At 62.8% G+C, this 24,635-nt stretch carries 21 protein-coding genes; 7 read left to right on the top strand and 14 right to left on the bottom strand.

The annotated features are described in order from the left end of the window. The first annotated feature begins 114 nt into the window (after positions 1-114). On the top strand, positions 115-603 hold the full coding sequence (locus tag PQR62_RS23600; protein WP_408160516.1) for a hypothetical protein: 489 nt from the start codon (positions 115-117) through the stop codon (positions 601-603). A 128-nt stretch (positions 604-731) separates the two neighbouring features. Here PQR62_RS23600 and PQR62_RS23595 read toward each other — a convergent pair whose 3' ends face one another. From PQR62_RS23595 to PQR62_RS23560, 8 genes are all read right to left on the bottom strand, one after another. Continuing rightward, positions 732-2,048 (bottom strand): MFS transporter, encoded by a 1,317-nt coding sequence (locus tag PQR62_RS23595; RefSeq protein ID WP_408160515.1) that lies wholly within the window; start codon positions 2,046-2,048, stop codon positions 732-734. A gap of 255 nt (positions 2,049-2,303) precedes the next feature. Further along, a complete protein-coding gene (locus tag PQR62_RS23590) occupies positions 2,304-3,458 on the bottom strand; it encodes an FAD-dependent oxidoreductase (protein WP_408160514.1) in 1,155 nt (384 codons plus the stop codon). A 347-nt stretch (positions 3,459-3,805) separates the two neighbouring features. Next, positions 3,806-4,843 carry an XdhC family protein gene (locus PQR62_RS23585; protein ID WP_408160513.1) on the bottom strand — a complete coding sequence of 346 codons (1,038 nt, stop codon included), beginning with the start codon at positions 4,841-4,843 and terminating at the stop codon, positions 3,806-3,808. A 59-nt stretch (positions 4,844-4,902) separates the two neighbouring features. After that, the gene (locus PQR62_RS23580) at positions 4,903-5,637 is read right to left on the bottom strand and encodes an ABC transporter ATP-binding protein (RefSeq protein WP_408160512.1); all 735 of its coding nucleotides are present in this window, start codon (positions 5,635-5,637) and stop codon (positions 4,903-4,905) included. Beyond that, a complete protein-coding gene (locus PQR62_RS23575) occupies positions 5,634-6,404 on the bottom strand; it encodes an ABC transporter ATP-binding protein (protein WP_408160511.1) in 771 nt (256 codons plus the stop codon). Before PQR62_RS23575 ends, PQR62_RS23580 begins: the two co-directional genes overlap by 4 nt. Then, positions 6,401-8,323, bottom strand: coding sequence for an ABC transporter permease (locus PQR62_RS23570; protein ID WP_408160510.1), 1,923 nt, complete (start codon positions 8,321-8,323; stop codon positions 6,401-6,403). The genes PQR62_RS23575 and PQR62_RS23570 overlap by 4 nt, the downstream gene beginning before the upstream one ends. Before the next feature lie 94 nt (positions 8,324-8,417). Further along, entirely contained in the window at positions 8,418-9,629 is a 1,212-nt protein-coding gene (locus PQR62_RS23565; RefSeq protein ID WP_408160509.1) for an ABC transporter substrate-binding protein, read from the bottom strand. 110 nt (positions 9,630-9,739) lie between these two features. Further along, on the bottom strand, positions 9,740-10,780 hold the full coding sequence (locus PQR62_RS23560) for a porin (protein WP_408160508.1): 1,041 nt from the start codon (positions 10,778-10,780) through the stop codon (positions 9,740-9,742). A 24-nt stretch (positions 10,781-10,804) separates the two neighbouring features. Between PQR62_RS23560 and PQR62_RS23555 the strand changes: the two genes are divergently transcribed. After that, positions 10,805-11,128, top strand: coding sequence for a hypothetical protein (locus PQR62_RS23555; protein ID WP_408160507.1), 324 nt, complete (start codon positions 10,805-10,807; stop codon positions 11,126-11,128). A gap of 709 nt (positions 11,129-11,837) precedes the next feature. Here PQR62_RS23555 and PQR62_RS23550 read toward each other — a convergent pair. Further along, entirely contained in the window at positions 11,838-12,452 is a 615-nt protein-coding gene (locus PQR62_RS23550; protein WP_408160506.1) for a flavin reductase family protein, read from the bottom strand. 232 nt (positions 12,453-12,684) lie between these two features. Between PQR62_RS23550 and PQR62_RS23545 the strand changes: the two genes are divergently transcribed. Then, the gene (locus PQR62_RS23545) at positions 12,685-13,125 is read left to right on the top strand and encodes a MarR family winged helix-turn-helix transcriptional regulator (protein ID WP_408160505.1); all 441 of its coding nucleotides are present in this window, start codon (positions 12,685-12,687) and stop codon (positions 13,123-13,125) included. On the opposite strand, the gene PQR62_RS23540 is transcribed toward PQR62_RS23545, so the two are convergent. The 5 genes from PQR62_RS23540 to PQR62_RS23520 are packed head-to-tail and all read right to left on the bottom strand — an operon-like array spanning position 13,102 to position 18,847. Next, on the bottom strand, positions 13,102-15,429 hold the full coding sequence (locus PQR62_RS23540; protein ID WP_408160504.1) for a xanthine dehydrogenase family protein molybdopterin-binding subunit: 2,328 nt from the start codon (positions 15,427-15,429) through the stop codon (positions 13,102-13,104). The genes PQR62_RS23545 and PQR62_RS23540 overlap by 24 nt on opposite strands. A 52-nt stretch (positions 15,430-15,481) precedes the next feature. Next, positions 15,482-16,105 (bottom strand): isochorismatase family protein, encoded by a 624-nt coding sequence (locus tag PQR62_RS23535; protein WP_408160503.1) that lies wholly within the window; start codon positions 16,103-16,105, stop codon positions 15,482-15,484. A gap of 41 nt (positions 16,106-16,146) precedes the next feature. Further along, positions 16,147-17,196 carry a 2,5-dihydroxypyridine 5,6-dioxygenase NicX family protein gene (locus PQR62_RS23530; RefSeq protein ID WP_408160502.1) on the bottom strand — a complete coding sequence of 350 codons (1,050 nt, stop codon included), beginning with the start codon at positions 17,194-17,196 and terminating at the stop codon, positions 16,147-16,149. A 48-nt stretch (positions 17,197-17,244) separates the two neighbouring features. Further along, positions 17,245-18,069, bottom strand: a complete 825-nt coding sequence (locus tag PQR62_RS23525) for an alpha/beta fold hydrolase (protein WP_408160540.1) — start codon at positions 18,067-18,069, stop codon at positions 17,245-17,247. 22 nt (positions 18,070-18,091) lie between these two features. Beyond that, entirely contained in the window at positions 18,092-18,847 is a 756-nt protein-coding gene (locus PQR62_RS23520) for a maleate cis-trans isomerase family protein (protein WP_408160500.1), read from the bottom strand. 539 nt (positions 18,848-19,386) lie between these two features. Here PQR62_RS23520 and PQR62_RS23515 point away from each other — a divergent pair. The 4 genes from PQR62_RS23515 (at position 19,387) to PQR62_RS23500 (ending at position 24,631) form a co-directional block, all read left to right on the top strand. Further along, positions 19,387-19,872, top strand: a complete 486-nt coding sequence (locus PQR62_RS23515) for a (2Fe-2S)-binding protein (RefSeq protein ID WP_408160499.1) — start codon at positions 19,387-19,389, stop codon at positions 19,870-19,872. Positions 19,873-19,883: 11 nt separating this feature from the next. Next, positions 19,884-22,799 carry a c-type cytochrome gene (locus PQR62_RS23510; RefSeq protein WP_408160498.1) on the top strand — a complete coding sequence of 972 codons (2,916 nt, stop codon included), beginning with the start codon at positions 19,884-19,886 and terminating at the stop codon, positions 22,797-22,799. Positions 22,800-23,010: 211 nt separating this feature from the next. Further along, positions 23,011-23,529, top strand: coding sequence for a cupin domain-containing protein (locus tag PQR62_RS23505; protein ID WP_408160497.1), 519 nt, complete (start codon positions 23,011-23,013; stop codon positions 23,527-23,529). A 151-nt stretch (positions 23,530-23,680) separates the two neighbouring features. Further along, entirely contained in the window at positions 23,681-24,631 is a 951-nt protein-coding gene (locus tag PQR62_RS23500) for a LysR substrate-binding domain-containing protein (RefSeq protein ID WP_408160496.1), read from the top strand. Positions 24,632-24,635 lie beyond the last annotated feature (4 nt).

Genomic DNA, 24,635 nt, shown 5'->3' with positions numbered 1-24,635 from the left:
CGCGCATCCTTGCACCTCGCACTTTCCATACGCATTCGCTGTGTACCGCTACACGGCGAATGCCCGATGTCCCATGTTCTTTCGGCCACCTGATAGCGAACAATGAAATTCAATATGAAAAAATTCAGCATCCATCTCTGCACGGCATTGATCGGTCTGGCTTGCGCGGCGACTGCCGGCGCCGAAGGCAGCTTCGATTACGCGAACACGACCAGCTCCCATGTGACGACTTTCGTGCGCGGCACAGAACCGGTGGAAGTGAGCAAGCTCAAGCTCACGACAGGCAAGGATGCCAAGGTTCTGTTTCAGTTTTCCAGCGCGATCAGCTCGGAGTCGGCCGAAGGCTGCCCTTGCTCCATCCGCGCCATGGTGTCGCTGGATGGCCAGGAGCCAAGAATCATCAAGCGCATCAATGTCGGATCGCCGGAGGTCTCGACGGCCTTGCATTATCAATATGACCGCCAGCCGCTTGATGGCACAACGGTTTTCGACGTCGGCCCCGGAACGCATACCTTTGTGCTGCTGTTCAAGCAGGTGAGCGGCGCCAGCAAGAAGCTGGAGGTGAATTATCCCAATGCCCAAGCCTGGGTTCTGGGAAACTGATCGCTTCGGTTTGCGCTGGCTGCAAAGAAAAAACGGGCTCTCCGATCGTATCGGGGAGCCCGCTTGGTTGTTGGCTGTTGGCGTCGGCATGAGGAGCGATTCCTCATGGCCTGGCGCTATTTCGGTGATTATTCCAGGGCGCGGTTGCGCGACTCCACGTCGACGCAAAGAATGGCGATGGCGCCTGCCACCAGGAAGCTGGACAGCATCACCAGCGACAGCGTGAAGTGGCTGGCCATCACCGGTGCGACGATGGTCGGTGCGAACAGGCCACCGAAGCGTGCCACCGCACCGGCTGTTCCCATGCCGCTGGCGCGCAGATCGGTGGGATAGACCTCCGGCGTGAAGGCGTAGAGTGCAGCCCAGGTGCCGAGCAGGGAAAAGCTCAGCAGCAGCGTCGAACCGATCACCAGCACCGGCGTGCTGCCCAGGCTGTAGAGCATGCAGCCCGCAGCGGACAACAGCAGGAAGCCCACCAGCGTCGGCTTGCGACCCCAGCGTTCCACACCGTAGGCCGACAATGCATAGCCCGGCAATTGCACCAGCGCCAGGAAGATCAGGAAAATCTGGCCGCGCATGAAGCCGAAGCCTTCCGAACCCAGCTTCACCGGCAGGTAGACGAACACGCCGTAGTAGGCAATCGAGATCAGCGCCCACGCCACGTACAGCGACAGGCTGCGGCGGCGCAAGGTGGCCGAGAACAAGGCGCTCATGGGCTTGCGTTCGACCACTTCCGGCTGCAGTCTCGGGATCTCGACCTTGCTGCCATTGACCTTGGCCACGCGTTCCAGCACCTTGCGCGCTTCTTCCGACTTGCCGCTGCGGTTGAGGTACATGGGCGATTCAGGCACGTAAAAGCGCAGCACCACGCCGACCAGCGCCGGCAGACCGGTGACGAAGAAGATCACGCGCCAGGCGTCATCGCCCCAGCTCACCGCCACCAGCGCCAGCACCGCCAGGAAAATGGTGCCGATGGCCCAGAAGGATTCCAGCATCACCAGCCAGCGACCGCGTTTTGCGCAGGGCAGGAATTCGGCCATCATGGTGTAGTCCACCGGCAGGGTGCCGCCTACGCCGATGCCGGTCAGCAGGCGCAGCGCCAGCAGCCAGGTGAAATCAGGAGCGAAGGCTGACGCCACGCCGAAACAGGCGTCGATCACCACCGCAGTCATCAGCACCGGGCGACGGCCGATGCGGTCCGCCAGACGGCCGAAGACGAAGGCGCCGATCAGCATGCCGACGAAAAACATGGTGCCGCTTTGCAGCGCCTGCGGCACGGTCAGGCCAAAGGTTTTGGAAATCGACGGCGCCGTAAAGCCGATCGACAGCACCTGCATCGCATCCGCCAGCCACACCAGGCCGAAGATGACGAACAGCCGGTACTGGAATTTCCCTACACCTGCGGCCTGAAGCCCTTTTTCCACCGTCGCGGGTAGTGTGGACATACATATCTCCTAAATATTCATTCAAACAGCTTGAATTCTTGTATCGGCGCCGCGCGCCTAGTTTTACATGCTTCTTGCACGCGTCATGCATACGTCTTGCGTTGCTGCCGCGCCCTAGAGTACTGCGTCGGCATCTGGCCCGATGGCAGCCTGCGTCGGACTGATGCAAAAGCCGGGCCACTCAGGACTGCAGTGGCACCGGCCTGCCGGAGCAGCACCGTGTCGGCGGGCGCTCCCTTTATTGCCAACCGTGCTTCAGGCAGCGGCCTTGCCGGGTGACACCAGCGGCACGTTGAACACGTCGTAGCCGAAGCACCAGGACGGATCTTCGTTAGTGAGCAGCCAGGTGTTTTCGTGCGAAATGCGCTGGACCTTGCTGGCGCGTTCGGCACGATTGGCTTCGTACAAGGCAAACGCCTCGCTGTGATTGTGCGCGCCCACTTCCTTGAAGCAACGTGCCAGCATGGCGCCGTCTTCGATGGCCATCGCCGCGCCCTGCGCCATGTGCGGCTTCATCGGGTGGCAGGCATCGCCCAGCAGCACCAGACGGCCACGGCTCCACAGCGGCAGCGGATCGCGTTCCAGCAGCGACCATTTGGTCACTTCCACGGTGGCGTCCACCAGCGCCTGCACGGTCGGATGCCAGCCGCGGAAGGTCTCGCGCATTTCTTCCTTGCTCGATGGCAGCCAGCGGTCGTTCAGATCCCATTTCTCGACCGGCACGCCGGTCACGTAGTACAGCTCGTCGGCCTTGCTGGTGACGAAATACGTCATCATGTGGCGATCATCGCTCCACCACTTGACGCAGGCATCGAAGGGCAACATGCCGGCCTTGAGTTCCGGGGTGCGGAACACGGCGCGGTGCGCCAGATAGCCGGCGTACTTGGGCGGTTCGACGCCCAGCAGTTCTTCGCGAATCTGCGAATTCACGCCGTCGGCGCCGATCACGATATCGACTTCTTCGGTCGTGCCGTCGGAGAAACTCAGCAGCACGTCGTTGCCGCGATCTACCACCTTGGTCAGGCATTTGCCGAAGCTCACTGCTTCGCTGGGCAAGGCCTTGATCAGCAGCTCGTGGAAATCGCCGCGATGCACGGTCAGATAAGACGCGCCGTAATTTTTGACGGCATAGTCGCCCAGCGGAATCTGCGCCAGCACGTCGCCGGTTTCCCAGTGGCGGCTGTACCAGAAGTCGGGGCGCGAACCCTGACGGTTCATTTCATCTTCGATGCCGATACGACGCAGCACCTTCATCACGTTAGGCCCGACATGGATGCCGGCGCCCAGGCGCGAAAAACCGGACGCCTGCTCATAGACGTGGACGTTGAATCCTTCCTGGAGCAGTAAAGCGGCGGTTGCCGCACCGCCCAGGCCGGCGCCGACAACGGCGATACGGGGGGACTTGGACACTATTTTCTCCTTGCGAAATTGGGAAGACCACACGGCGACGCGGTCTGCGCTTGACAATCCACCGGCCCCTTCATGCCCCTGCCGGGATCTGAAAAAGCATGTGGCGCCGCCGATTAAAATACAGTGTACACGCTATATATTTTAAAGAATAGATGTTTGTTTCAGAGAATTTTCATGCTGCATCGCAGTGCAGATAATGACCTGAAACAGGGATTGAAATCCAGTTTGGTGCGCGTTTCAGGGCTGCCCGGCAATTCTGGTCTTGAATGTCGACAATGGTGATATTTAAAGCGTACACATTGTTTGTTGCGGCCATCTGAAGATATTCCGCACGGACACGCCCGGCGCTAGGCGCGGCGGACCGCGCAGCCCTCTGTGAAGTTCTGGGCAGAGCCTGCGGCGCGGGCGGATTTGGCGCCGTCCACGCCCCAAATCTGAGGGATGACGATGCCGTTACGCACCGCAACAATCTCGGCCATGATGGAAATCGCGATTTCCGCCGGCGTCTTGCTGCCAATGAAAATTCCGACCGGCCCGCGCAGCCGCCGGAGTTCTTCTTCGCTCACATCAAACAAGCGCAGCCGTTCGCGTCGGGCGTGATTGTTCTTGCGCGAACCCAACGCGCCGACATAAAAGGCCGGGGTCCTGAGCGCCTGCATCAGCGCCAGATCATCGAGCTTGGGGTCGTGCGTCACGGCCAGCACGGCGCTGCATGGATCGGGCTGCATGGCGTCCACGGTGTCGTCGGGCATGGTGCGCACCAGCGTAACGCCGGGCAAGTTCCACTCGTCCATGTATTCGCTGCGCGGATCGCACACGGTGACCTGAAAATCCAGCCCCAGCGCCATCTGGCACAGGTAGCGCGAGAGCTGGCCGCCGCCGATCACCAGCAGCCGGTAACGCGGCCCGTGCACGCTCTCCAGCCGCTTGCCGTCGAAACGCAGCATGGCGCCGGAGTCTGCCGGCTCCAGCGTGACGCGGCCGCTTTCCATGCACAGCACGCGGCGCACCAATGCGCCGCCGGTGATCATGCCCAGCAGCTCGCCGATGCGGCTGGCCGCCGACAAGGCTTCGGCCACCAGTTCGATGGTGCCTCCGCAAGGCAAGCCAAAACGGTGCGCCTGATCGGCGTCGATGCCATAGGAAAGACAGGCCGGCGCGCCGTAAGCGATGCCGGCCTTGCGCACGCCGTCGATCAGATCGTCCTCGATGCAACCGCCCGAGACCGAGCCCGCCACGATGCCGTCATCGCGGATGGCCAGCATCGCGCCCACCGGCCGCGGCGACGAGCCCCAAGTGCGCACCACCGTCACCAGCAAGACCCGGCGCCCCTCGGCCAGCCACAGCCGGCTGCGCTTCAACACATCAAGATCGACGCTGTCCATGCTTGCCTCCCCTTTACGCTTGTTTCATGCCTGTCTCTGCCGCATTCCCTTGATGAGATTCACACCGAGAGATAGTTGCGGCGCACCTCCTCGTCGGCGGCCAGCTGCGCCATGCTGCCCTGATAACGGATGTGTCCGTTTTCCAGCACATAAGCGCGGTCGCTGACCAGTTCTGCGAAATGCAAGTTCTGTTCCGACAGCAGGATGGCCATGCCTTCGCGCTTCAAGGTCATGATCATGTTGGCCATCTGCTCCACGATGACTGGCGCCACGCCCTCGGATGGTTCATCCAGCAGCACCAGATAGGGATTGCCCATCAGGGTGCGCGAGACCGTCAGCATCTGCTGCTCGCCGCCGCTCATCTGCCCGCCCGGGCGATCGGGCATTTCGCCCAGATTGGGAAAGAGCTTGAACAGTTTGTCCGGGGTCCACTCGACCGCGCCTTCGCGTGCCGGCTGGCGACCGACTTCCAGGTTTTCCATCACCGACAGGTCGGCAAACACGCGCCGGTCTTCGGGCACGAAACCCATGCCCATGCGTGAAATCTGGAAAGGCTTGGCCCGGCTGATGTCGCTGCCGCGGAACTCGACCTTGCCCTGCGCCCGGTCCAGCAGGCCCATGATGGATTTCATGGTGGTCGATTTGCCGGCGCCGTTGCGCCCCATCAAGGCCACCACCTCGCCGCGCCCTACTTCCAGCGCGACGTCGAACAAGATGTGGGCGCGTCCGTAAAAGGCATTGAGGCCGCTGACCTTCAGCAGCGCCTCGCCTTGCTGTTGCGTGCTTGCGCTCACGATGCCTCCCCTTCTTTTTCGAATGTTTTGCCGCTGCCGAAATACACTTCCTGCACCTTGGGATGGTTGCGAATGGTCTCGCCGTCACCCTCGGCGATCAACTGGCCGCGCGCCAGCACGATCATGCGATCGGCGAAGGCGAACACCACGTCCATGCTGTGTTCGGTGAAGAGCACCGACATGTTTTTCTCTAGCACCAGTTTCTTGGTCAGCGCCATGAGTGCGTTGCGCTCCTTGGGCGCCATGCCGGCGGTGGGCTCATCCATCAGCAGCAGGCGCGGCTTGTTGGACAGCGCCACCGCCAGCTCCACGCGCTTGACGTCGCCATAGGCCAGCACGCCGCAGGCACGCTCAGCCTGCGCCGCCATGCCGACCTGCTCGAGCAGGTCCATGGCCTCCTCCCTGAAATAGGACGGCGCCGGCTTCCACAGCCCGAACAGCTTGCGCTCGCGCGACAGCAGCGCCATCTGCACGTTCTCCAGCACCGTCATGGAACTGAAGGTGGCGGAAATCTGAAAGGTGCGGCCCACGCCCAGACGCCAGATGTCGCGCGGTTTCATGCCGGAGATATCGTGGCCGTCGAAGGTGATCGAGCCGGTTTCCGGGCGGTACTGGCCGTTGAGGATGTTGAAGCAGGTTGATTTGCCGGCGCCATTCGGGCCCAGCAGCGCCAGCAACTGGCCGGCCGGCAGATCGAAGGACACGCCGTTGACCGCCTTGTTGCCGCCGAAGGACTTGCTGATGTTGTTGACCGTGAGCAGACTCATGCCGCCTCCTTGCTAATGCCGACCTTGGCGCCCTTGCGCGCGCCGCCGTCGCGGATGAAGCGTTGGAAATAGCCGGCGATGCCTGCGGGGAACAGCAGCACCAAAGCCAGAATGGTCAGGCCGAGGATGGCGCGCCAGTAGTCGGTCTCGCGCGAGATCACGTCCTGCAGCCAGGTGAACGCCGAAGCGCCGACCACCGGCCCCAGCAAGGTCTGCAAGCCGCCCAGCATGACCATCACCAGACCGTCGACCGAGCGTCCGACGCTGATCGCCTCGGGCGAAATGCTGCCCTTGGAGAACGCGAACAGCACGCCGGCTGCGCCGCAGAATACGCCCGCCAGCGAAAACGCCATCCACTGCATGTGCTTGACGTTGATGCCGACGGCATCCGCCCGCAGCGCCGAATCGCGGCCGGCGCGCATGGCGTAGCCGAACGGCGAGAACAGCACGCGGCGCAACAGCAGCAGGCCGATGACCGCACAGCCCAGCGCCAGATAGTAGTAGGCCAGCGGTGACGACAGCCAGGCGGCCGGCCACACTCCGACCAGACCGTTGCTGCCGCCGGTGACCTCGTCCCATTGATAGATGATGGCCCACACGATCTGCGCAAAGGCCAGCGTCAGCATGGCCAGATAAACGCCCGACAGGCGCACGCAGAACCAGCCGAACAGCAGTGCGCCGAGCCCGGCCACCAGCGGACCGATCACCATCGCCAGCTCCATCGGCAGATGCAGCTTGACCACCAGCAAGGCGGCCGCATACGCGCCCAGACCGAAATAGGCAGCGTGTCCGAAGGAATGCATGCCGCCCGGCCCCATGATGAAATGCAGGCTGGCCGCGAACAGCACGGCGATGAAAATTTCCACCAGCAGCACGGTCAGGTAAGGAAAGCTGTGCGACAGCAGCGGCACCGCCAGCAGCAGCACCAGCGCCGCCCAGGCCAGCTTGCGCACGCCGGGTCCGGCCGGCGCCAGCGGCGCTTCCGGCTGGCCGCTGGCGCGCGACGCGGCCTGCGGTTTGCCCAGCAGGCCCCACGGACGCACCACCAGAATGAATGCCATCACCAGAAACTCCACCACCAGCGTCAGCTTGGACAGCGAGACGTCGATGCCCAGCACCGACACCTGGCCGACCGCCACGCACAGCGCCTTGATCTCGGCGATCAGCAAGGCCGCCAGAAAAGCGCCCGAGATCGATCCCATGCCGCCGACCACCACCACCACGAAGGCGTTGCCGATGGTCTCCAGATCCAGCGCCAGATTGGCGGGAATGCGCGGGCCTTGCAGGGCGCCGCCGAGGCCGGCCAGAAAGCAGCCCAGCGCGAACACCCCGGTGAATAACCAGGACTGGTTGATGCCCAGCGCGCCGACCATTTCACGGTCCTGAGTGGCGGCGCGGATCAGGGTGCCCCAGCGGGTCTTGTTCAGCACCAGCCACAGGATGCCCAGCACCAGCGGGCCGATGGCGATCAGCACCAGATCGTATTGCGGCAGACGGCGGCCGAGCAGTTCCACCGAACCGCCCAGACCGGGCGCACGCGGGCCGAACAGATCTTCCGCGCCCCACAGATAAAGCGCAGCGTCCTTGAACACCAGCACCAGCGCGAAAGTCGCCAGCAGCTGGAACAGTTCGGGCGCGCGATAGATGCGGCGCAGGATCACGATCTCGACGACCGCCCCCAGCAAGGCCACCGCCAGCGCCGACAACAGCACGCTGGACCAGAAACCGATGCCGCTGGCGCCGATCAGGTTGACCAGCGAATACACCACGTAGATGCCCACCATGTAAAAAGAGCCATGCGCAAAATTGACGATGCGCGTGACGCCGAAGATCAGCGACAGGCCGGCAGCGACCAGAAACATGGTCGATGCATCGGCCAGGCCGTTGATCAATTGCACAATCAAACTGGATAGAGTCATGCTGTTTCCTCTGAAGTCCCGCGCCGGCGCGAGGGCGATGCCGATGGCCGGCGGACGGCATACGGCATACGGCGCGGGACAGGTAGTGCTGCGATCAGTTGGCCGGACGCAGTTTCTTGACTTCCGCATCGGGCAGCTGCACGGTGGCGCCATCGACATAGATGAAGTTGCTCATCACGCCCTTGCCGTCCTTGACCGCGGTGCGACCGACGTACGCACCCAGCGTGGACTGGTTGTCCTGCGTGCGGTAGGTGATCGGGCCCACCGGCGTATCCAGCTTCAGGCCGGAAAACGCTGCTGCCAGTTTCTCGGTATCGGTCGAGCCCGCCTTCTTCAGGCCGGCGGCGATCGACATCAGGGCGGCATAGCCGACCAGCGAGCCGTTGCGTGGATAGGTGTTGAATTTCTTGCGATAGGCTTCCACGAACTTCTTGTGCTCGGGCGTCTCGATGGCGTACCACGGGTAGCCGGTGACGATCCAGTTGGCAGGTGCTTCAGCCTTCAGCGGATCCAGATATTCCGGCTCGCCGGTCAGCAGCGACGCCACCTCGCGGCCCTCGAACAGGCCACGGGTATTGCCGTCACGCACGAACTTGCCGAGGTCGGCGCCGAACAGCGCATTGAAGATGGCGTCAGGCTTGGCGTCGGCCAGCGCCTGCGTCACCGAGCCGGCGTCGATCTTGCCCAGCGGCGGCGCCTGTTCGGCCACGAACTCGATGTCCGGCTGCCGTTCCTTCATCAGCTTCTTGAAGGTGGCGACGGCCGACTGACCGTATTCGTAGTTGGGGTAGACCAGCGCCCAGCGCTTCTTCTTCAGCTTGGCGGCTTCATCGACCAGCATCGCCACCAGCATATAGGTGGAGGGGCGCAGACGATAGGTGTACTTGTTGCCGTTCTGCCAGACGATCTTGTCGGTCAGCGGCTCGGCCGCGAGGAAGAAAATCTTGCGCTGCTTGGCGTAGTCGGTCAGCGCCAGACCGGTATTGGAGAGAAAGCCGCCGAACATCAGCGTCACCTGTTCACGCGTGGCCAGTTCTTCGGCTACGCGCACGGAGTCGCCCGGATTGCCGTTGTCGTCGCGTGAGATGACTTCCAGCTTTTTGCCGAGTACGCCGCCTGCGGCATTGATTTCTTCCAGCGCCATTTCCCAGCCGTGGCGATAGGGCTCGAGGAAAGCCGGCTGGGCCTTGTAGCTGTTGATCTCGCCGATCTTGATGGTGGACTGAGCCAGGACGGAGGCGGCGGCCACCAGTCCGAGGGTGGCGGCGACGACATGTTTGATGCGGATGCGGATGCGGATAGTCATGATCTTCCCTTTCTGCACTTGCTTGTGCAAAGAAACGCTGCTGTGGTGTTGGCAGGCGCCCTCAGGCGCTTGCCGTCGCCATCCTGTGAAAGGAGGCGACGGCATGCCGGTCAGAACAGGTGGCGGATGCCGAACTGCACGCCGTTGACGGTGCCGCCGGCGGTGGGTACGTTCTTCGTGATGGGAGCGGCGGCCGACAGCGAAAAGCTGGCGCCGTTGTTGTTGGTCAGGCGCGCATAGGTCGTATAGAGCATGGTGCGCTTGGACAGGTCGTAAGTGCCGATCAGACTGATCTGGCGTGCGTCGCGGCCGGCGCCGGTACTGTCCTTGGCCCAGCCATAACCCGCACCGACGGTGGCTTGCGGGCTCACGCGATAGTTGGCCGACAGCGAGTAGGCGCTGTAGTAAGAGCCCGGCGTGTTGGTCGCAGCGGCTGCGCCGAGATTGTTGCCGCGGTAGTAGCCGAGGAAGATCTTGCCCTGGCCGTAGTCATATGCGCCGCCGGCGAACGTCGACTTGATCGACAGGTTGTCGTTGGCGCTGTTCTGCATCGAGGAACTGATGCCCAGATAGAGCGGACCGCTTTCGTATTCCGCCGCCAGCATGTAGGTCGACAAGCCGTTCTTGGGCGTGGTCTGCTCGCCCAGACCATAGTAGGCCTGCAGCTTGACGCCGCTCATCGACGGCGAGATGTAGCCGATGACGTTGTCATAGCGCGGCGTATAGGACGACACGTTATTCAGGAACGAGGCATAGGTGGCGCCGGCGAAGGGATCCAGACGAGCGATCATGAGGAAGCCGGGCGAGTTCTGGCGTCCCAGACGAACTTCACCGAAACCGCCGCCCAGACCGATCCACGACTGGCGGTTGAACAGGCGGGTGCTGTCGGCCATGCCGCCGGTGTCGGAGGCGAAACCGTTTTCCAGCTGGAAGTTGGCGCGCAAGCCGCCACCCAGATCTTCGGTACCGCGAAAACCGACGCGGCTGGCCTGATAGCCGCCGCTGTCCATTGAAACCACGCTGCCCTTGCCAGTGGCGTTGGTGTAACCCATGTAGGTGTCGATCACGCCGTAGATGGTGACGTTCGACTGTGCCATTGCGCTCCCCGCGCAAAGCAAGCCGACAGCTCCTAGTGCCAGTGCCTTTTTCATTTTGCTGATCCCTATATTTATGTGTTGGATGTACTGCTGGTGTTTGCCTTCGCACTGCAAGGCGGTGCCTGGTCTGCCATCGGGGCCGGCCGTCCCCGGCGACATTCCAGCTTTGTTTCAGCTTTTTTCGGACTTCTGTTGATGGCATCGCGCCGGCGATTCCGGTTCGCCGGCGCGATGCTCCTGCTCACGGAAGAGTTCCGGCAGATGCTGGCCGCACTGCGCAAAATTTCTTCCATGTTTGCCGCTGCTCTGACATGCCAGGCCAGCGACGGACTCTCTGCTGCGCACGACGAAGACGGCATTGATACACGTTGCAAATTACAAATTGCGAGTTGCGAGTCATGAGTTGCAAGTCATGAGTTGCAACGCACGCGTCATGACGTCTTCGATAGCGATACGCCGGTCCAGGATTCGGAATCACCCGGCTCAGAATTCGCCGGGTGCGGCGCGATCACGCGCGCCTTGTTTATCGCCATCGCCGGGAGCAGATAGACCTCCTCTAAGTTGCGACGCGAACCCGATTCCTGATGCCGCAAACGATCCGGATTTTCACCCCGGAAACACATTGCATCCGTCTGCGACACTTCATCAACTATGTGGCGTACACGCTATTAATTTTGAGTGTTAGCAAAATACAGGCCAGCTTTTGATTTAACTCAATGGCCGAACAGATTTAAGGAAAATACTTGTATTTACTTGGTTTAATGTAGGCAAAGCCCGTCTCCGGCGCTTATTTCAGCACCGCCTTATCGCAGCGCTGTTTTATAATGTGTACATCATATTAATGCGATATTTGAAAAGCGCACAAGCAAAGTGCGTTGTGCGTCGCCACATCGCTCCAAAGTGGGTCAGGCGCAATGCCGGCGAGGCGCTTCAGCGCAAGAAAGAAACGCCGACAAAAACGTAGGCAAAAGAGAAACCGGACGTGGAAATGAGGCGGCCGCGTCGATGCCGATGTGGCGCAATACGACGACACGGCGAAGATGGTGGTGGCAGTGTGTGCGAAGGGAAAGTGCGGCGCGCCGGCAGCAACCCGGTGCGCCGGAAAAGCCGTTTAGCGAGGACGCGGCAAGGTGAAATTGTTTTCGGATTGCGTCTTGCCGTACCACTCGCCGCCCATGCGAAACAGCAGATCGACCTGACCGGGGTCAAGCACGCCGCCGGGGCCCAGCAGTGCATCGTCGACATGCGCCGCCAGCACCTGACCGAAGACCAGATGGCAGGACGGATCTTCTTTCGGATAGGGCTGCAGCTGCGCCAGCTTGCACTCGAAGCTGGCGACCGCGCCCTGCACTCGCGGCGCTTTCACCAGCGTGCCGGTGACGGCCTCTACGCCGCAGGCCTCGAATTCGCTGACGCCGGCCTCGAAAGGAAAGGACGTCGCATTCAGCAGTTGCGCCTGCGCCGGTCCTGCAAGATTGACCACGAACTCGCCGGTGGCGGCGATGTTTTGCACGGTGTCCTTGAGCTTGCCGCCGCGTTGCATCAGCGGGCACACCATCAGGGTGGGCGGCTTGCCGGTAATCATCTGGAAAAAGCTGAACGGCGCCAGGTTCGGCCGCCCCTCGGCGTCCAGTGTCGATACCCAGGCGATGGGCCGGGGCACGATCAGCGACGACATCCATTCATAAGCTTGAACGGGCTTGAGGCCCGCGAAATCGATCAACATTATTTTTCCCGCTCACATGAACGAACCAACATCCATTACGACAAAGCCCGCGCGCAAGGCCGCAGACAAGACCGCAAACAATAATGCAAAAAAACGCGCACAGAAGAAGACAGGCCCGCGCACAAAAGTGCTTCCCGCGTATACAGCCGGCGGCGAGGCCATTAGAATCACTAGCTCCTCTCTGCCCGCCTCCGGCGGCAGATCCACGGAAAGTCACCCCAACATTGTGTCCATGGACCAGAAGCCAGCCCTCTCCGAATATCATTTTTCCGACCAGATCGGCCACCTGCTGCGCCGCGCCTACCAGCGCCACGCATCGATCTTTCAGCAGCACATCCCGGATTCCCAGCTGACGGCGGCGCAGTTTGTCACGCTGTGCGCGATCCGCGACCTGGAAACCTGCTCCCTGTCCGACATCGTCAAGATCACGGCCATCGACCAGGCCACCATTCGCGGCATCGTGGAGCGCCTGAAGTCGCGCGATCTGATCGTGCTGTCGCACGACGAGGCCGACCGTCGCAAGGTGCTGGTTTCGCTCAGCAAAGGCGCCGCCGAACTGGTGGCCGAGACCGTGCCCTTCGCCGCTCAGATCACCGAAGCCACTTACGGCAACCTCAATCCCGCCGAACGCGTGGCGCTGGTGTTCCTGCTACGCAAGATGATTGACGAATGAGGATGGGCCGGCATTCGCCGGATTGTCCTGATTTGCCGCAGGCTGTTTCAATGCCGCCAGGATCGTCTCGGCGGTAAACGGCGGCTGCCGGAAGCGCCGTCCGGTGGCGTCGAACAAGGCATTGGCCAAGGCCGCCGCGCTCGGCACCGAAGCCGATTCGCCGGCGCCCAGCGGCGGCTCTCCCTGACGCTCCATCAGCACGATCCCGATAGGCGGCACTTCGCTGAAATGCAGGATGGGATATGCGCCCCACTCCAGACTGGAGGTTCCCTGCGGGCCGAAGCTCACGCGCTCCTTGAGCACCCTGCTCAGCGACTGGATGATGTTGCCGTGCATCTGATGCTTCACGCCGGCGGGGTTGACCATCATGCCGGTATCCTGCCCCACCACCAGTGAGACCACCGTTAAAGTGCCGTCGGCCGGATCGACCGTGATGTCGGCCACCCAGGCCGACCACGCCGCACCAAAGCCGGGAAATTTGCTGTGCACATAGCGCGCATAGGCGATGCCGCGGCCGTGCAGCTTGCCGTCGGCACCCGCCACGCCGCGTGAACCGCGTGCGCCTGGCTGCCAGCCGGCCTTGTCGGCGACCGCCTGCAGCAGTTCGCAGGCGCGGCTGTCGGGCAGATGGCGCAGGCGATAGTCGAGCGGATCCGCGCCGGCCAGTTCGGCCAGCTCGTCGATGAAGCTGTCGTGCGCGAACGAGTTCGGCATGGCCGACACGCCGCGCAGCCAGCCGGCACGCACGATGGGCGCGACGTCGTCGCAGACTATATGACTGTTCGGATAGGCATAGGGCGGCACCACGGTGCGGTCGCCCATTTCCAGCACACGCGGCTCGGGCGCGACCTTGCCGGTCAGCAGCAAGGCCAGCACCGGCGCGTCGTTGGAGGGATAGCGGGTCTTGAAATCGTAGGCGGCCAGCTCGCCGCCGGCATCGAAGCCGCCGCGCACATCCATCAGCTGGGCTGCACCCTTGGGCTCCCAGGCATGTTCTTGTTCGCGCGTGAGTTGCACGCGCACCGGACGGCCGACCGCGCGCGACAACAGCGCAGCATCGGCCACCACATCGTCGGCGCAGTTGCGGCCGTAGCAGCCGGCGGCTTCCAGCCGCACCACTTCGATCAAGCCTTCGTCCAGATCGCACAGACGCGACAGATCGATGCGCATGACGTGCGGGTTTTGCGTGCCCGACCATACCGTCAGGCCGTCGTTGCGATAGTCGGCCACCGCGCACGAAGGGCCGATCGAGGCATGCATGTGGTAGGGCCAGACGTAAGTGCGGGCGATGCTCACCGCGGCCTCGGACAAGGCGGTTTCGGTGTCGCCTTGTTGCACCAGCTCGCGGCGCTTGAAGGGGATGTTGCGCAGGCGCGCTTCGAGGTCATCCATCGGCGGCAGCGGCGGAATGTCCTTCCAGCGCACTTTCAGTTCGCGCATGGCGCGCTGCGCCTGCTCTTCGCGTTCGGCCACCACGCCGATGAAGTCGCCTTCGACCACCACCGCCACGATGCCCGGAATATGCGCCACCGAAGCCTCGTCCACCGACAGCAGGCTGGCGCCGACGAATGAGCCGCCGTCGCGCCCCGGATGCGGCGGTCGCACCACACGGCCATGCAACATGCCGGGCATGCGCACGTCATGCACATACACCGGGGCGGCGCGCACCTTGGCCGGAATGTCGACGCGCTGAGAGCTGCGGCCGACGATGGTGTATTGGCTGGGAGGCTTGAGCGGCACCTCGCCGGACTCCAGCGTGAGGACGATCTTGCGCCCTTCCAGCAGAGAAAAATAAGTGAGGCCCTGCGCCACGTCATCGCGCAGGTGGATGCGGCCATCGTCGATAAGCAGCGCTGCGACCTCGCATTGCAAGCGCTCGGCGGCCATCAGCAGCAGATGCTCGCGCGCCTGCGCTGCCGCCTTGCGCAGCGGCACCGCTGAAATCTGGATGGTGGCGCTGGCGATGGTCGGCCCCTGATTGGGCGCTTCCTCGGTGTGGCCGAGGATCATCGTGACGCGCTCCATGGTCACGCTCAATTCTTCAGCCACGATCTGCGCCAGCGAGGTGCGAATGCCGGTGCCGAGATCGACGTGGCCGTTGAAGGCCAGCACGCGGCCATCGCCCAGCAGCGCGACGAACACATCCGGCAAAGTCTGCACATAGGAAGAGGCCGCGCCGGGCTGGCCGGGCGCCGGCCTGGCGCCGGGTTGCGGCGCGCGCGTGACCAGCAGCGCGCTGTCGCTGTCGAGCAGCTCACGGCGCGCGTCTTTGGGGGTCCGGTAAGAATTGTTCACAGATTCCATGTCACCACATCATCGTCTCGTTGGCCCGGCCGAGCATGACGCGGCCCGGGAATCAGCCCTGGGCGACGACCTTCAGGGCCTCGTCCAGCGGCATCACGGCAGCATACTTCTGCGCCATGTCGAACAGGTTGGCATCGTGCGGACCGATGGCGCGGTCGCCCACGCAGTCCGACACCACCAGCGGCCGGAAACCCCAGGACATCGCATCCACCACGCTGGCGCGCACGCAGCCGCTGGTCACAGCGCCGGCCACCAGCAAAGTCTGCACGCCGTGCTGCGTCAGCCACGGCGCCAGCGAGGTGCCGAAGAACGCCGACGGCACGGTCTTGCGCACTACCAGCTCACCTTTTTCCGGCGCCAGTTCAGGCACGATGGCGCTGCCCGGCAGATCTTCCTTCAGCGTGACCATGCCCGGCACTTTCATGCCGAAGATGTTGCGGTCGGCATCGTCGTCGGCGAACACGATACGGCTGTGCGCCACCGGCCATTTGTGCTTGCGCGCATGCGCCAGCAGGCTGCGGGTGCGCTCGATGGCGGCCGGGATATTGCCGCCGCCGAACTGCGCCGGATCGGCAAAACTGTTGACGAAATCGACGATCAGCAGGCCGAACGGCGGCTTCATTTCCAGCGTCTGGCCGAAGCCCTGACGCTGATAGGTTTCCACTTCCTTGTGCATCGTATCTTCCTTTTAACCGGGCTGCCGGGAAACTCCCGGCCTTATTTGGAATAGCTGAAGTTGTCCAGCACCTTGCCGTCCTTCACCACCGGCTCGCCATCCAGGCTGACGGTGCAGCGGCGCAGCGGGATGTCGATATGGCAGGCTGTGGTGCGGCTGCCGCCGGCTTCGTTGTTGGGGCCGAAGGAAAACAGGAAATTGCCTTCGAAGGCGCGCGCATCCATGCCGATGGTGGCCTCGCGGTCGTACATGGCCAGCGTCGACCATTGCGCGCGCGGCTGCAGGCCCCAGCCTATGTGCGACATGGCATAGGCTTCCGGGTCCTTGAAGGAGGCCATGTATTCGCTCAGCAGTTCGGCATCCAGACCGCCATCGATATGGGTGACGAAACCGTTTTCAACCGTGACCACGATGGCTTCCTGCGCATACGACTTCATCGGCAGCAGAATGTCGCCGCGATCGATCACCAGTGTGCCGTTGGTCTGGCGCTCGTTGGGCCAGGTCAGCACGAAACCGCTGGGCCAGTGATCCCAGCGACCAGGCTGATCGACGAAACCGTATTCCTGAATCACCGGAAACTCGCCCAGCGGGCAGCGCAGATCGGTGCCGGCGGCGGAGGTGATGTGCATTTCCTTCTTGCCTTCCAGCAGACGCGCGGCACGGCTGACGCGTTCGCGGTCGTCTGCGCTGGGCACCATGCGCACCAGCACTTCAGGCGGCTCCACCGCCAGCAGGATTTTGGTGCCGGTGGACAGAATTTCATGCTGCTCGGGAGAGAACAACAGCGTCATCAGATCCAGCACCAGATCGCTTTCCTTCAGCGCGGCGATGGCGGCGCGATTGCCGGTCAGCGGCGTGGTGCCGAGATAGGCCAGCGAATCGCGGCTCAGCGCCTTTTCGGCGTTGACCGGCGGCAGGTCGAGACGGTTGACCATCGCCCCCATCATGGACACCGCCGTCATGGCGGTGGACAAGGTCTGGGGATGGGTGGTGCTGCTGGTGAGCACGGTGACGATCTGCCCCGGCTCCAGTTTCGACAGAGTCAGAACCTGCTTCCAGGCTGCGATCAGGTCATAGTCGCTGACGGCCATTGCGTTCTCCTTTGGTCCGGTTAATCCTGCATGCTCGACGGCCCGCGCTTACAGCGCCGCGCCGAGAAAATCACCGAAGGCAGCATAGAAGCCGGCTTCGTTATCCCAGGGAATCATGTGGCCGGCATCTTCCACCCGGCTCACCACCACCTGCGGCAGCAGGCTGCGGAACTCGTCCACATCGGCCGCCAGAATCACATCGCCGCGCGAGGCTTGCATCAGCATGGCCGGCAATTTAAGCGACGGCAGATCGCCATGGATGTCGTCGCTGTGAAAGCCCTCGAAGCTGGCGATGATGGCGCGCTCGTTGCAGGTATGCAGCCATTCGGCGCGCAGCTGCAATTGCTCTTCGGTCCAGGTCGGGCAGAAGGCGCGCATCTGCTCGGCGCTGCAGCCCTGACGCGCCAGCGCCATCGAGTCGACATACCACGGCAGCTTGGATGGATAGGCGCGACGGCCGGGGCCGGACACCGGCGGATCGATCATCACCAGTTTGCTCAGGCCGCGCGGATTGGCCAGCGCCGCACGAATGCCGATACGTCCGCCCATGGAATGGCCGACGATGGCATAGCGCGTCAAGCCCAGCGCCTCGGCGAAGGCAATCACGTCGGCCGCCTGCGCGTCGAGGCTGTAGTCGAGTTCATCCGAGGCCGACGACAGACCGCGACCGCGCACATCCAGCACGTAAGTGTCGAACTGCCGGCCGAAGCGCTCGCCGACGAAGCCCCAGGTGATCGCCGGGCTGGTGATGCCCGGCACGATGATGACCGCGTCGCGACGGGCGCGTACGCCATCGCTGCCGCCATAGCGCAGGTAATGCTGGCGAATGCCGTTGGCCCTGACGTTGGCGCCGTAGAGGAAGCTGCTGCCCATGTTCATACGGTGCTCCCTTTCCTTAATACGCGCCGGACAACAAGGCGCCGGCGCCCGGCACGATGCGGTCCAGTTCCAGGCGCTTGAGCATGGCGTAGGTGGTGGCCACGGCCGCGGTGATCACAGGTTTTCCGGTCATGGCTTCGACCTGTGCGATCACCGGCAGCGATGGCATCTGCACGCAGGCCGACAGCACAATGGCATCGACCTGGCTGGCATCCATCTGGGCCACGATGCCGGGCAAATTGGCCGGGTCGTGGCGTGCCACCTCGAGGTTGTCGGGAATTTCCAGCGCGCGGTAGTCCAGCACTTCAAAGCCTTCGTGGCGAATGTAGTCCACTACCAGTTCGGTCAGCGGTTTCATGTAGGGCGCCACCACCACGATTTTCTTCGCACCGATTACCTTGAGCGCATCAATCAGCGCGCCGGCACTGGTGACCACCGGCGCGTCGGCACCGTTGGCGGCGGTGTGCGCGGCCAGGCGCTGCTCGGACTGCCGATGGTAGCCGCGGCCCATGGCCATGATCGCCACCAGGCAGGCATAGCCCAGCACGTCGACGCGCGCATCGCTCAGCTCAACTGCGCAGCGGTCGGACTCGCCATCCATCGCGGCCAGTTCTTCCTTGACCACCTTCTTCATGCGCATGCGGCTGGAGTGAAAGGTAAAGCGCTCAGGGCGGATTGCCTGACGCGCGGTCAGCATCGCCGGGATTTCGGTCTCCATGGTGGTGTTGGAGCTGGGAACGATCTGTCCGATACGGTAAGGGCCTTGCTGCATTTCTTGATCTCCTTGATCTGCCGTGCTTTATGCGAATTTCGCTAATATGTAATGCATACACTATATTTAACCATTTTCAGAATCTTTGCAATACAGATTTTTCAGTGCCTTATTTCATGCTGCAGTGCTCCCCTTTTATGTGCGACAAGGCACCAAATACGGGAGATTCGGCCCGCCATTCGCACCAGATGGAGACTATGCGGTGCAGCATGAAAAATTGTGCATTTACTTCGAATTATTCAATGTGTACACTATTTTAATCGCAGCTCACAGCACCTCGGAGCAAGCCGTACAAGCGAGAGGCCGATGCCAATACCGCCCGCATAATCGCCGGCTGCCGCCGTCGCCACCGTATTGGCGCCGGCCGGCGTGGGGACCGATCTGCAGCAGAGCCGGAACCCACGTTGCGGCGCAAGGTGGATTTCGGTACGGCGGATCGCACATACTGGCGCGTTTGAACAAGTCGGCGATTGGCATGAAGCATGCTTTGAACCGGGGACGACTCATCAGGCGACACGTTCGCCGCGACACTGAAGAACATGCATATCCAAGGCCCCATCTCCGTCAAGGTCAATGGTCAGCAGACCACGCTTGACATTGCGCCCGACGCGCCGCTGTTGAACGTATTGCGCAATGACCTTTGCCTCAACGGCCCCAAATTCGGCTGCGGTCTGGGTGAATGCGGCGCCTGTACCGTGCTGGTGGACGGCGTGGCGGCGCGCTCTTGCGTGATCCCGCTGGCCGGGGTGTCCGGCCGCAGCGTGGTCACGCTGGACGGACTGGAGCAGAACGGCAAACTCGACCCGGTGCAACAGGCCTTTATCGATGAACAAGGCGCGCAGTGCGGCTATTGCATGAACGGCATGATCATGACGCTCAAGGCGCTGTTGCTGCGCTCGCCTCATCCCACCGAACAGGAAATCCGCTCGGAGCTCGACTTCAACCTCTGCCGTTGCGGCACCCACGTAGAAATCATGCGTTCGGCCCTGCGCGCGGTCGAGCTGTCCGCCAAGGGCGACCAGTGATGCAGGAACCCGTGCAACACGAGACTGCTGCTACTGCTGCCGCTGGCCGCTTGCTCCATGCGCGCCTGATTCTGCCGCCGGCGCTGAGCTGGGACGGCAGCCGCTACTGCGGCGCGCGCTTGCAACGCATCGACACCGCCGCCGCACTGCAGACAAACGGGGTGCGGCAGGTGCTGGCCATGAAACATCTGGTGGCCGTGATTGCAGACAGCGATGCGCTGGCGCGCAGCACGCGTCATCTGGTGCGCATCAGCTGGAGCAAGTCTGACGATATGCAATCCGCAGTGCGCACACACGGCGGAACAAAGTTGTTCGCGCGCGGCGTGAGCGCGTCATCCTCAAACGACACCACGCAGCTCGACGCCGTCTATCAATGGCAGGCTCCCAAGGCTGACAAGCACGCCAGCGATGCGGCCACGCTGGTGGTGCTGGCCGCGCCTGCGGGCGACGGCATGCGCATCGATCTGCCGTTCGGCAATCCGCGCTCCATCGCACAGGAGTTGTCGTCCTTGCTGGGGCTGGAGCTCGACAAGATTGACGTGCGCAGCCACCGCACGCCTGCCGACGCCAGGGAAAGCGCCGACGCCAGCCACGCGGCGGGCGTGGTGGCACTGCTCTGCCGACAATGCCGCGCGCCGCTGTCTCTGGTGATGGCGACGGACGCCGGCGTAGCGCAGACCACCGTTTTTCAGCTGCGCGCCGGCTTCGGGCCGGACGGTGCGCTGGGCCACTACGCACAGCAATTCGACCATCGCACCGCGCCGCCTCCGCTGGCCTGGCTGCTGACCGAAACCCCTTATGCCCTGAGCGATGCCGGCGCTGCACCGCCCTCCTCGCTGGCGCCCCCCTATGACTGGGCCGGGGTCGAGATTGCCGGGACTGCCGGCGCAGACCTGCCGCTGGCCGCAGCCACCTTTGCGCAGGAAGCCTTCTTCGACGAAGCGGCCGGCAAAAACGGCGAAGATTCGGTGCAATACCGCCTCGACCATCTTCCGGATGCCCACGGCGTACAACTGATTCGCTCCGTCACGCAGGCTGCCGGCTGGCTGCCGCGCGCCCCTGAACGTGCTCGTGCGGGGCAGATCTTGCGCGGACGCGGCTTCGCCTATGCCAGCACCATCGAGCAGGACGCAGCACAGCCCGTGCAAAGCTGGTCGGCCTGGGTGGCGGATGTGGAATACGACCGCGCCTCCGGCGAACTGAGCATCACCAAAGTGACCGCCGGCCACGACATGCGCCCTGCCGCTGCTGCTGCTGCCGCCGATGTGCCGGCACTCGATGCCGGTCAAGCCCATCTGCTGGGTGAGCAGGTGCAGCTGGCCATGGCGAGCACGCTGGTGCCCGGCAACAGCTTCGATGCCTGGGCCCGTGACCATCAGCTGGTGCCGTCGGATGCCGTGCACAGCGCCCAATTGCCTGCGGTGGAGGTAGTCGCCAGCCCGCCTGCGCCGTATCTGAAGGATGTCCAGCTCAAGGCAGGCGGCGCCTTCACGCTGCCGGCGGCGGCGGCCATCGCCAATGCCATCCACGATGCCACCGGCGTACGCCTGCGCAGCGCGCCGTTTTCCGGCGAACAGGTGCGACTGGCGCTGGCGGCCGATGAGAAGCCGCGCGGCTGGCGCCGTTTCAAGAAATACGGCTGGCTGGGCGGCGCAGCGGCCGCATTGGGCGCGACACTGACGCTGGCCATGCCCTGGCGGCCGGCCATCGCTCCGATCCAGCGGCCCGATTCCAATCTGTACTCGGCCGCCACCATCGAGCGCGGCCGTCTGGTTGCGCTGGCCGGCGACTGCGCGGTGTGCCATACGGCACCCAACGGCGGCACGGTCAACGCCGGCGGACATGCCTTGCAGACGCCCTTCGGCACCATCTACAGCACCAATATCACGCCGGATGAAAAGACCGGCATCGGCAACTGGTCTTACGCCGCCTTCGAGCGCGCCATGCGCGAGGGCGTCCACCGCGACGGCCGCAATCTCTACCCGGCTTTCCCGTACACCGCCTTCGCCAAGATCAGCGAGGCTGACATGCAGTCTCTGTATGCCTACCTGATGGCGCAGCCGGCAGTGGCCGCCAGGCCGCCGGAGAACGAGTTGCGCTTCCCCTTCAATCTGCGGCCGCTGCTGTCGGGCTGGAACCTGCTGTTCCACAAGGCCGAGGTGTATCAGCCGGACCCGGCCAGATCGGCGCTGTGGAACCGCGGCGCGTATCTGGTGGAAGGCGCAGGCCATTGCACCGCCTGCCACTCGCCGCGCAACGCCCTGGGCGCCGAAAAAGGCGGCCGCGAATACCTGACCGGCGGCATGGTCGACGGCTGGGAAGCACCGGCGCTGACCGCGCGTTCGAAGTCGCCCAACCCGTGGACCGAGAACGAATTGTTCACCTATCTGCGCACCGGCTTCTCAAGCAAACACGGCATCGCCGCCGGGCCGATGGCGCCGGTGGTGGCCGAATTGTCGCAACTGCCGGCGGGCGACGTGCGCGCCATCGCGCATTACCTGGCGTCCTTCAATGAAGCGGCGGAGCAAAGCCAGGCTGCACCAGCACCAACGCCCCTCTCCGCTCCGGTCATGAACGAAGGCCTGCTGCTGTCGCAGGCCAACGGCAAGCGGCTGTTTCAGGGCGCCTGCGCCGCCTGTCATCAGGAAGGCACCGGGCCGACGCTGTTTGGCGTGCGCCCCTCGCTGCGGGTGAACACCAATGTCCACAGCGATACGCCGGATAATCTGATCCACGTGATCCTGCATGGCATACGCGAACCCGCCAATCCGGATCTCGGCTACATGCCCGGCTTCGCCAACAGCTTCAACGATGCGCAAATGAGCGATCTGCTGACCTACCTGCGCAGCAGCTTCGCACCGGACAAGCCGGCATGGAACGGGCTGGATGCCAGCATCGCCAGATCGCGCGAGCAGACGTCGCATTGACGTTGCATTGACGCGCCGGCTCAACGGCGCTTATTTTCAAAGTTGTTTTCAAAGTTGCTTGCAGGGGATGTTGGAATGCGCCGAGGCGGAGCGCGATATGGGCCGCGTACAATGGCGTACGTGAACCCGGTGCTTGCGCTTTAGCCATGTTAGCCATGGCGACGGCGAACTTCCACGACAGACTTCCCAGACAAACTCCATCATCCCGCCCATGATTCGCAAAACCAGCCCCGACGAGTTGATCTCACATCTGGCCCTGCTGCCGCATCCGGAAGGAGGCCATTTCAGAGAGACCTATCGCAGCCAGCAGCGTGTGACACGATCCGGTGACGATGCAACGCGCTCGGCCGCGACCGCGATCTACTACCTCCTCCGAGGCACAGAGAGATCGACGTGGCACCGCATCAGGTCAGATGAAATGTGGCATTTTTATGATGGCGCGCCCTTGCATGTTCATATCCTCCTGCCGGAGGGTGGACTGACACTTTTGCAGCTCGGCAATCCACTGAAACACGAAGCTGCCGAGTTTCAGGCAGTGGTTCCTGCCGGCGCCTGGTTCGCCGCGGAGTGTACCGACCCTGAAAGTCATAGCCTGGTCGGCTGCACGGTCGCTCCCGGTTTCGAGTTCGAAGAGTTTGAGATCGCGCAAACAGAGCTGCTCTTGAAGAACTGGCCCCAGCACAGAGCCTTGATTGAACGCCTGGCCGTACCGTTTCAGACTGCGGGCTGATTGACGGAGCGAAGCCCGGAGCATTTCTCAGGACTCAGGAAGGTGAACGACTTGCGTGCCCTACGAGGGACTCCGGAGTTCGGTATATTCAGTCAGATCGCATGGCCTGTAAGCGCCTCCTCATTCGTAGCCAGTCTTCAAACCAAACGACATGTCCGCAATAAATCACTTCAATCTCAGAAATTTCGATCTCAATCTGCTCATCGCATTTGACGCACTAATGCGCGATCGCAGTGTGACAAAAGCTGCGGCCAGATTGAAAGTGCAGCAGCCTGCCATGAGTCACAGCCTCGCCACGCTCAGATTGTTGCTGGAAGACGAACTATTTGTCCGGGTCGGCAACCAGATGGCGCCGACAGCGAAAGCAGAAATGCTGACGCAGCATGTTTCCCAGATTCTGCAGTACACACAACAGTTGCTGTCCGTCAGCGATACCTTCGATCCCTTGCGATCCGAGCGCACGTTTAACGTCGGCTTCTTTTGTGAAGAGTTATTGGTCCTGCCGCAGCTAGGCAAGGCGCTGGCGACCTGCGCGCCGGGCGTCAAGCTACTTGCGCGTCGTGTATTGACCGCTGACGTCGCCGCCGCGCTGGACAATGGCTCTCTGGATATCGCCATTGGCTGTACCCCGCCGCCCGCCTCTCGCTTCCGCTCGGAAGACCTTTTCGATCAGGAGTTGGCCTGCTGTCATAACCCGAATCTGCTGGCACTGGATGGTGATCTCGATCTGGATACCTGGCTGTCTGCCAGGCATGCGTTCGTGTCGGAGCATGATGCCGCAGAAGGTTGCCTCGGAAGTTTCCTGATCGGCGCGGGATATCCGATCAATGTCGTGCTCGGAACCCCGGACTATTTATCCTTACTTGCAGCGGTGGCGGATGCACCGCTTCTGGCAACCTTGCCGGCGCAAATTGCCTATCGCTATGCATCGCGTTTTGGTCTGGTGACAAGGCCGGCGCCGTTCCAGGTTCCGCTGGCGCCCGTTCAGATTATCTGGTCCGCCGGCTCGGACGCTGATCAGGGTCTGGCGTGGATGAGATACCAGATCAAAGTGGCCTGTGCTTCCTCCAGCGCGGTAACCGCGACCGCCGATATCCTTTAACGAG

Source organism: Herbaspirillum lusitanum (genome assembly GCF_046025995.1).
In the GTDB taxonomy this organism is placed as follows: domain Bacteria; phylum Pseudomonadota; class Gammaproteobacteria; order Burkholderiales; family Burkholderiaceae_D; genus Herbaspirillum; species Herbaspirillum lusitanum_A.
Note: the sequence above shows the minus strand (reverse complement) of the source record. Positions and strands in the feature narration are given on the sequence as shown.

Excerpts from the sequence above, each read along its gene's own strand:
- PQR62_RS23550 (WP_408160506.1), bottom strand. The coding sequence starts at position 12,452 with ATGTTGATCGATTTCGCGGGCCTCAAGCCCGTTCAAGCTTATGAATGG.
- PQR62_RS23505 (WP_408160497.1), top strand. The coding sequence starts at position 23,011 with ATGATTCGCAAAACCAGCCCCGACGAGTTGATCTCACATCTGGCCCTG.
- PQR62_RS23525 (WP_408160540.1), bottom strand. The coding sequence starts at position 18,069 with ATGGGCAGCAGCTTCCTCTACGGCGCCAACGTCAGGGCCAACGGCATT.
- PQR62_RS23540 (WP_408160504.1), bottom strand. The coding sequence starts at position 15,429 with ATGGAATCTGTGAACAATTCTTACCGGACCCCCAAAGACGCGCGCCGT.
- PQR62_RS23585 (WP_408160513.1), bottom strand. The coding sequence starts at position 4,843 with ATGGACAGCGTCGATCTTGATGTGTTGAAGCGCAGCCGGCTGTGGCTG.
- PQR62_RS23560 (WP_408160508.1), bottom strand. The coding sequence starts at position 10,780 with ATGAAAAAGGCACTGGCACTAGGAGCTGTCGGCTTGCTTTGCGCGGGG.
- PQR62_RS23530 (WP_408160502.1), bottom strand. The coding sequence starts at position 17,196 with ATGGCCGTCAGCGACTATGACCTGATCGCAGCCTGGAAGCAGGTTCTG.
- PQR62_RS23545 (WP_408160505.1), top strand. The coding sequence starts at position 12,685 with ATGGACCAGAAGCCAGCCCTCTCCGAATATCATTTTTCCGACCAGATC.
- PQR62_RS23570 (WP_408160510.1), bottom strand. The coding sequence starts at position 8,323 with ATGACTCTATCCAGTTTGATTGTGCAATTGATCAACGGCCTGGCCGAT.
- PQR62_RS23520 (WP_408160500.1), bottom strand. The coding sequence starts at position 18,847 with ATGCAGCAAGGCCCTTACCGTATCGGACAGATCGTTCCCAGCTCCAAC.
- PQR62_RS23515 (WP_408160499.1), top strand. The coding sequence starts at position 19,387 with ATGCATATCCAAGGCCCCATCTCCGTCAAGGTCAATGGTCAGCAGACC.
- PQR62_RS23600 (WP_408160516.1), top strand. The coding sequence starts at position 115 with ATGAAAAAATTCAGCATCCATCTCTGCACGGCATTGATCGGTCTGGCT.
- PQR62_RS23535 (WP_408160503.1), bottom strand. The coding sequence starts at position 16,105 with ATGCACAAGGAAGTGGAAACCTATCAGCGTCAGGGCTTCGGCCAGACG.
- PQR62_RS23565 (WP_408160509.1), bottom strand. The coding sequence starts at position 9,629 with ATGACTATCCGCATCCGCATCCGCATCAAACATGTCGTCGCCGCCACC.
- PQR62_RS23500 (WP_408160496.1), top strand. The coding sequence starts at position 23,681 with ATGTCCGCAATAAATCACTTCAATCTCAGAAATTTCGATCTCAATCTG.
- PQR62_RS23575 (WP_408160511.1), bottom strand. The coding sequence starts at position 6,404 with ATGAGTCTGCTCACGGTCAACAACATCAGCAAGTCCTTCGGCGGCAAC.
- PQR62_RS23595 (WP_408160515.1), bottom strand. The coding sequence starts at position 2,048 with ATGTCCACACTACCCGCGACGGTGGAAAAAGGGCTTCAGGCCGCAGGT.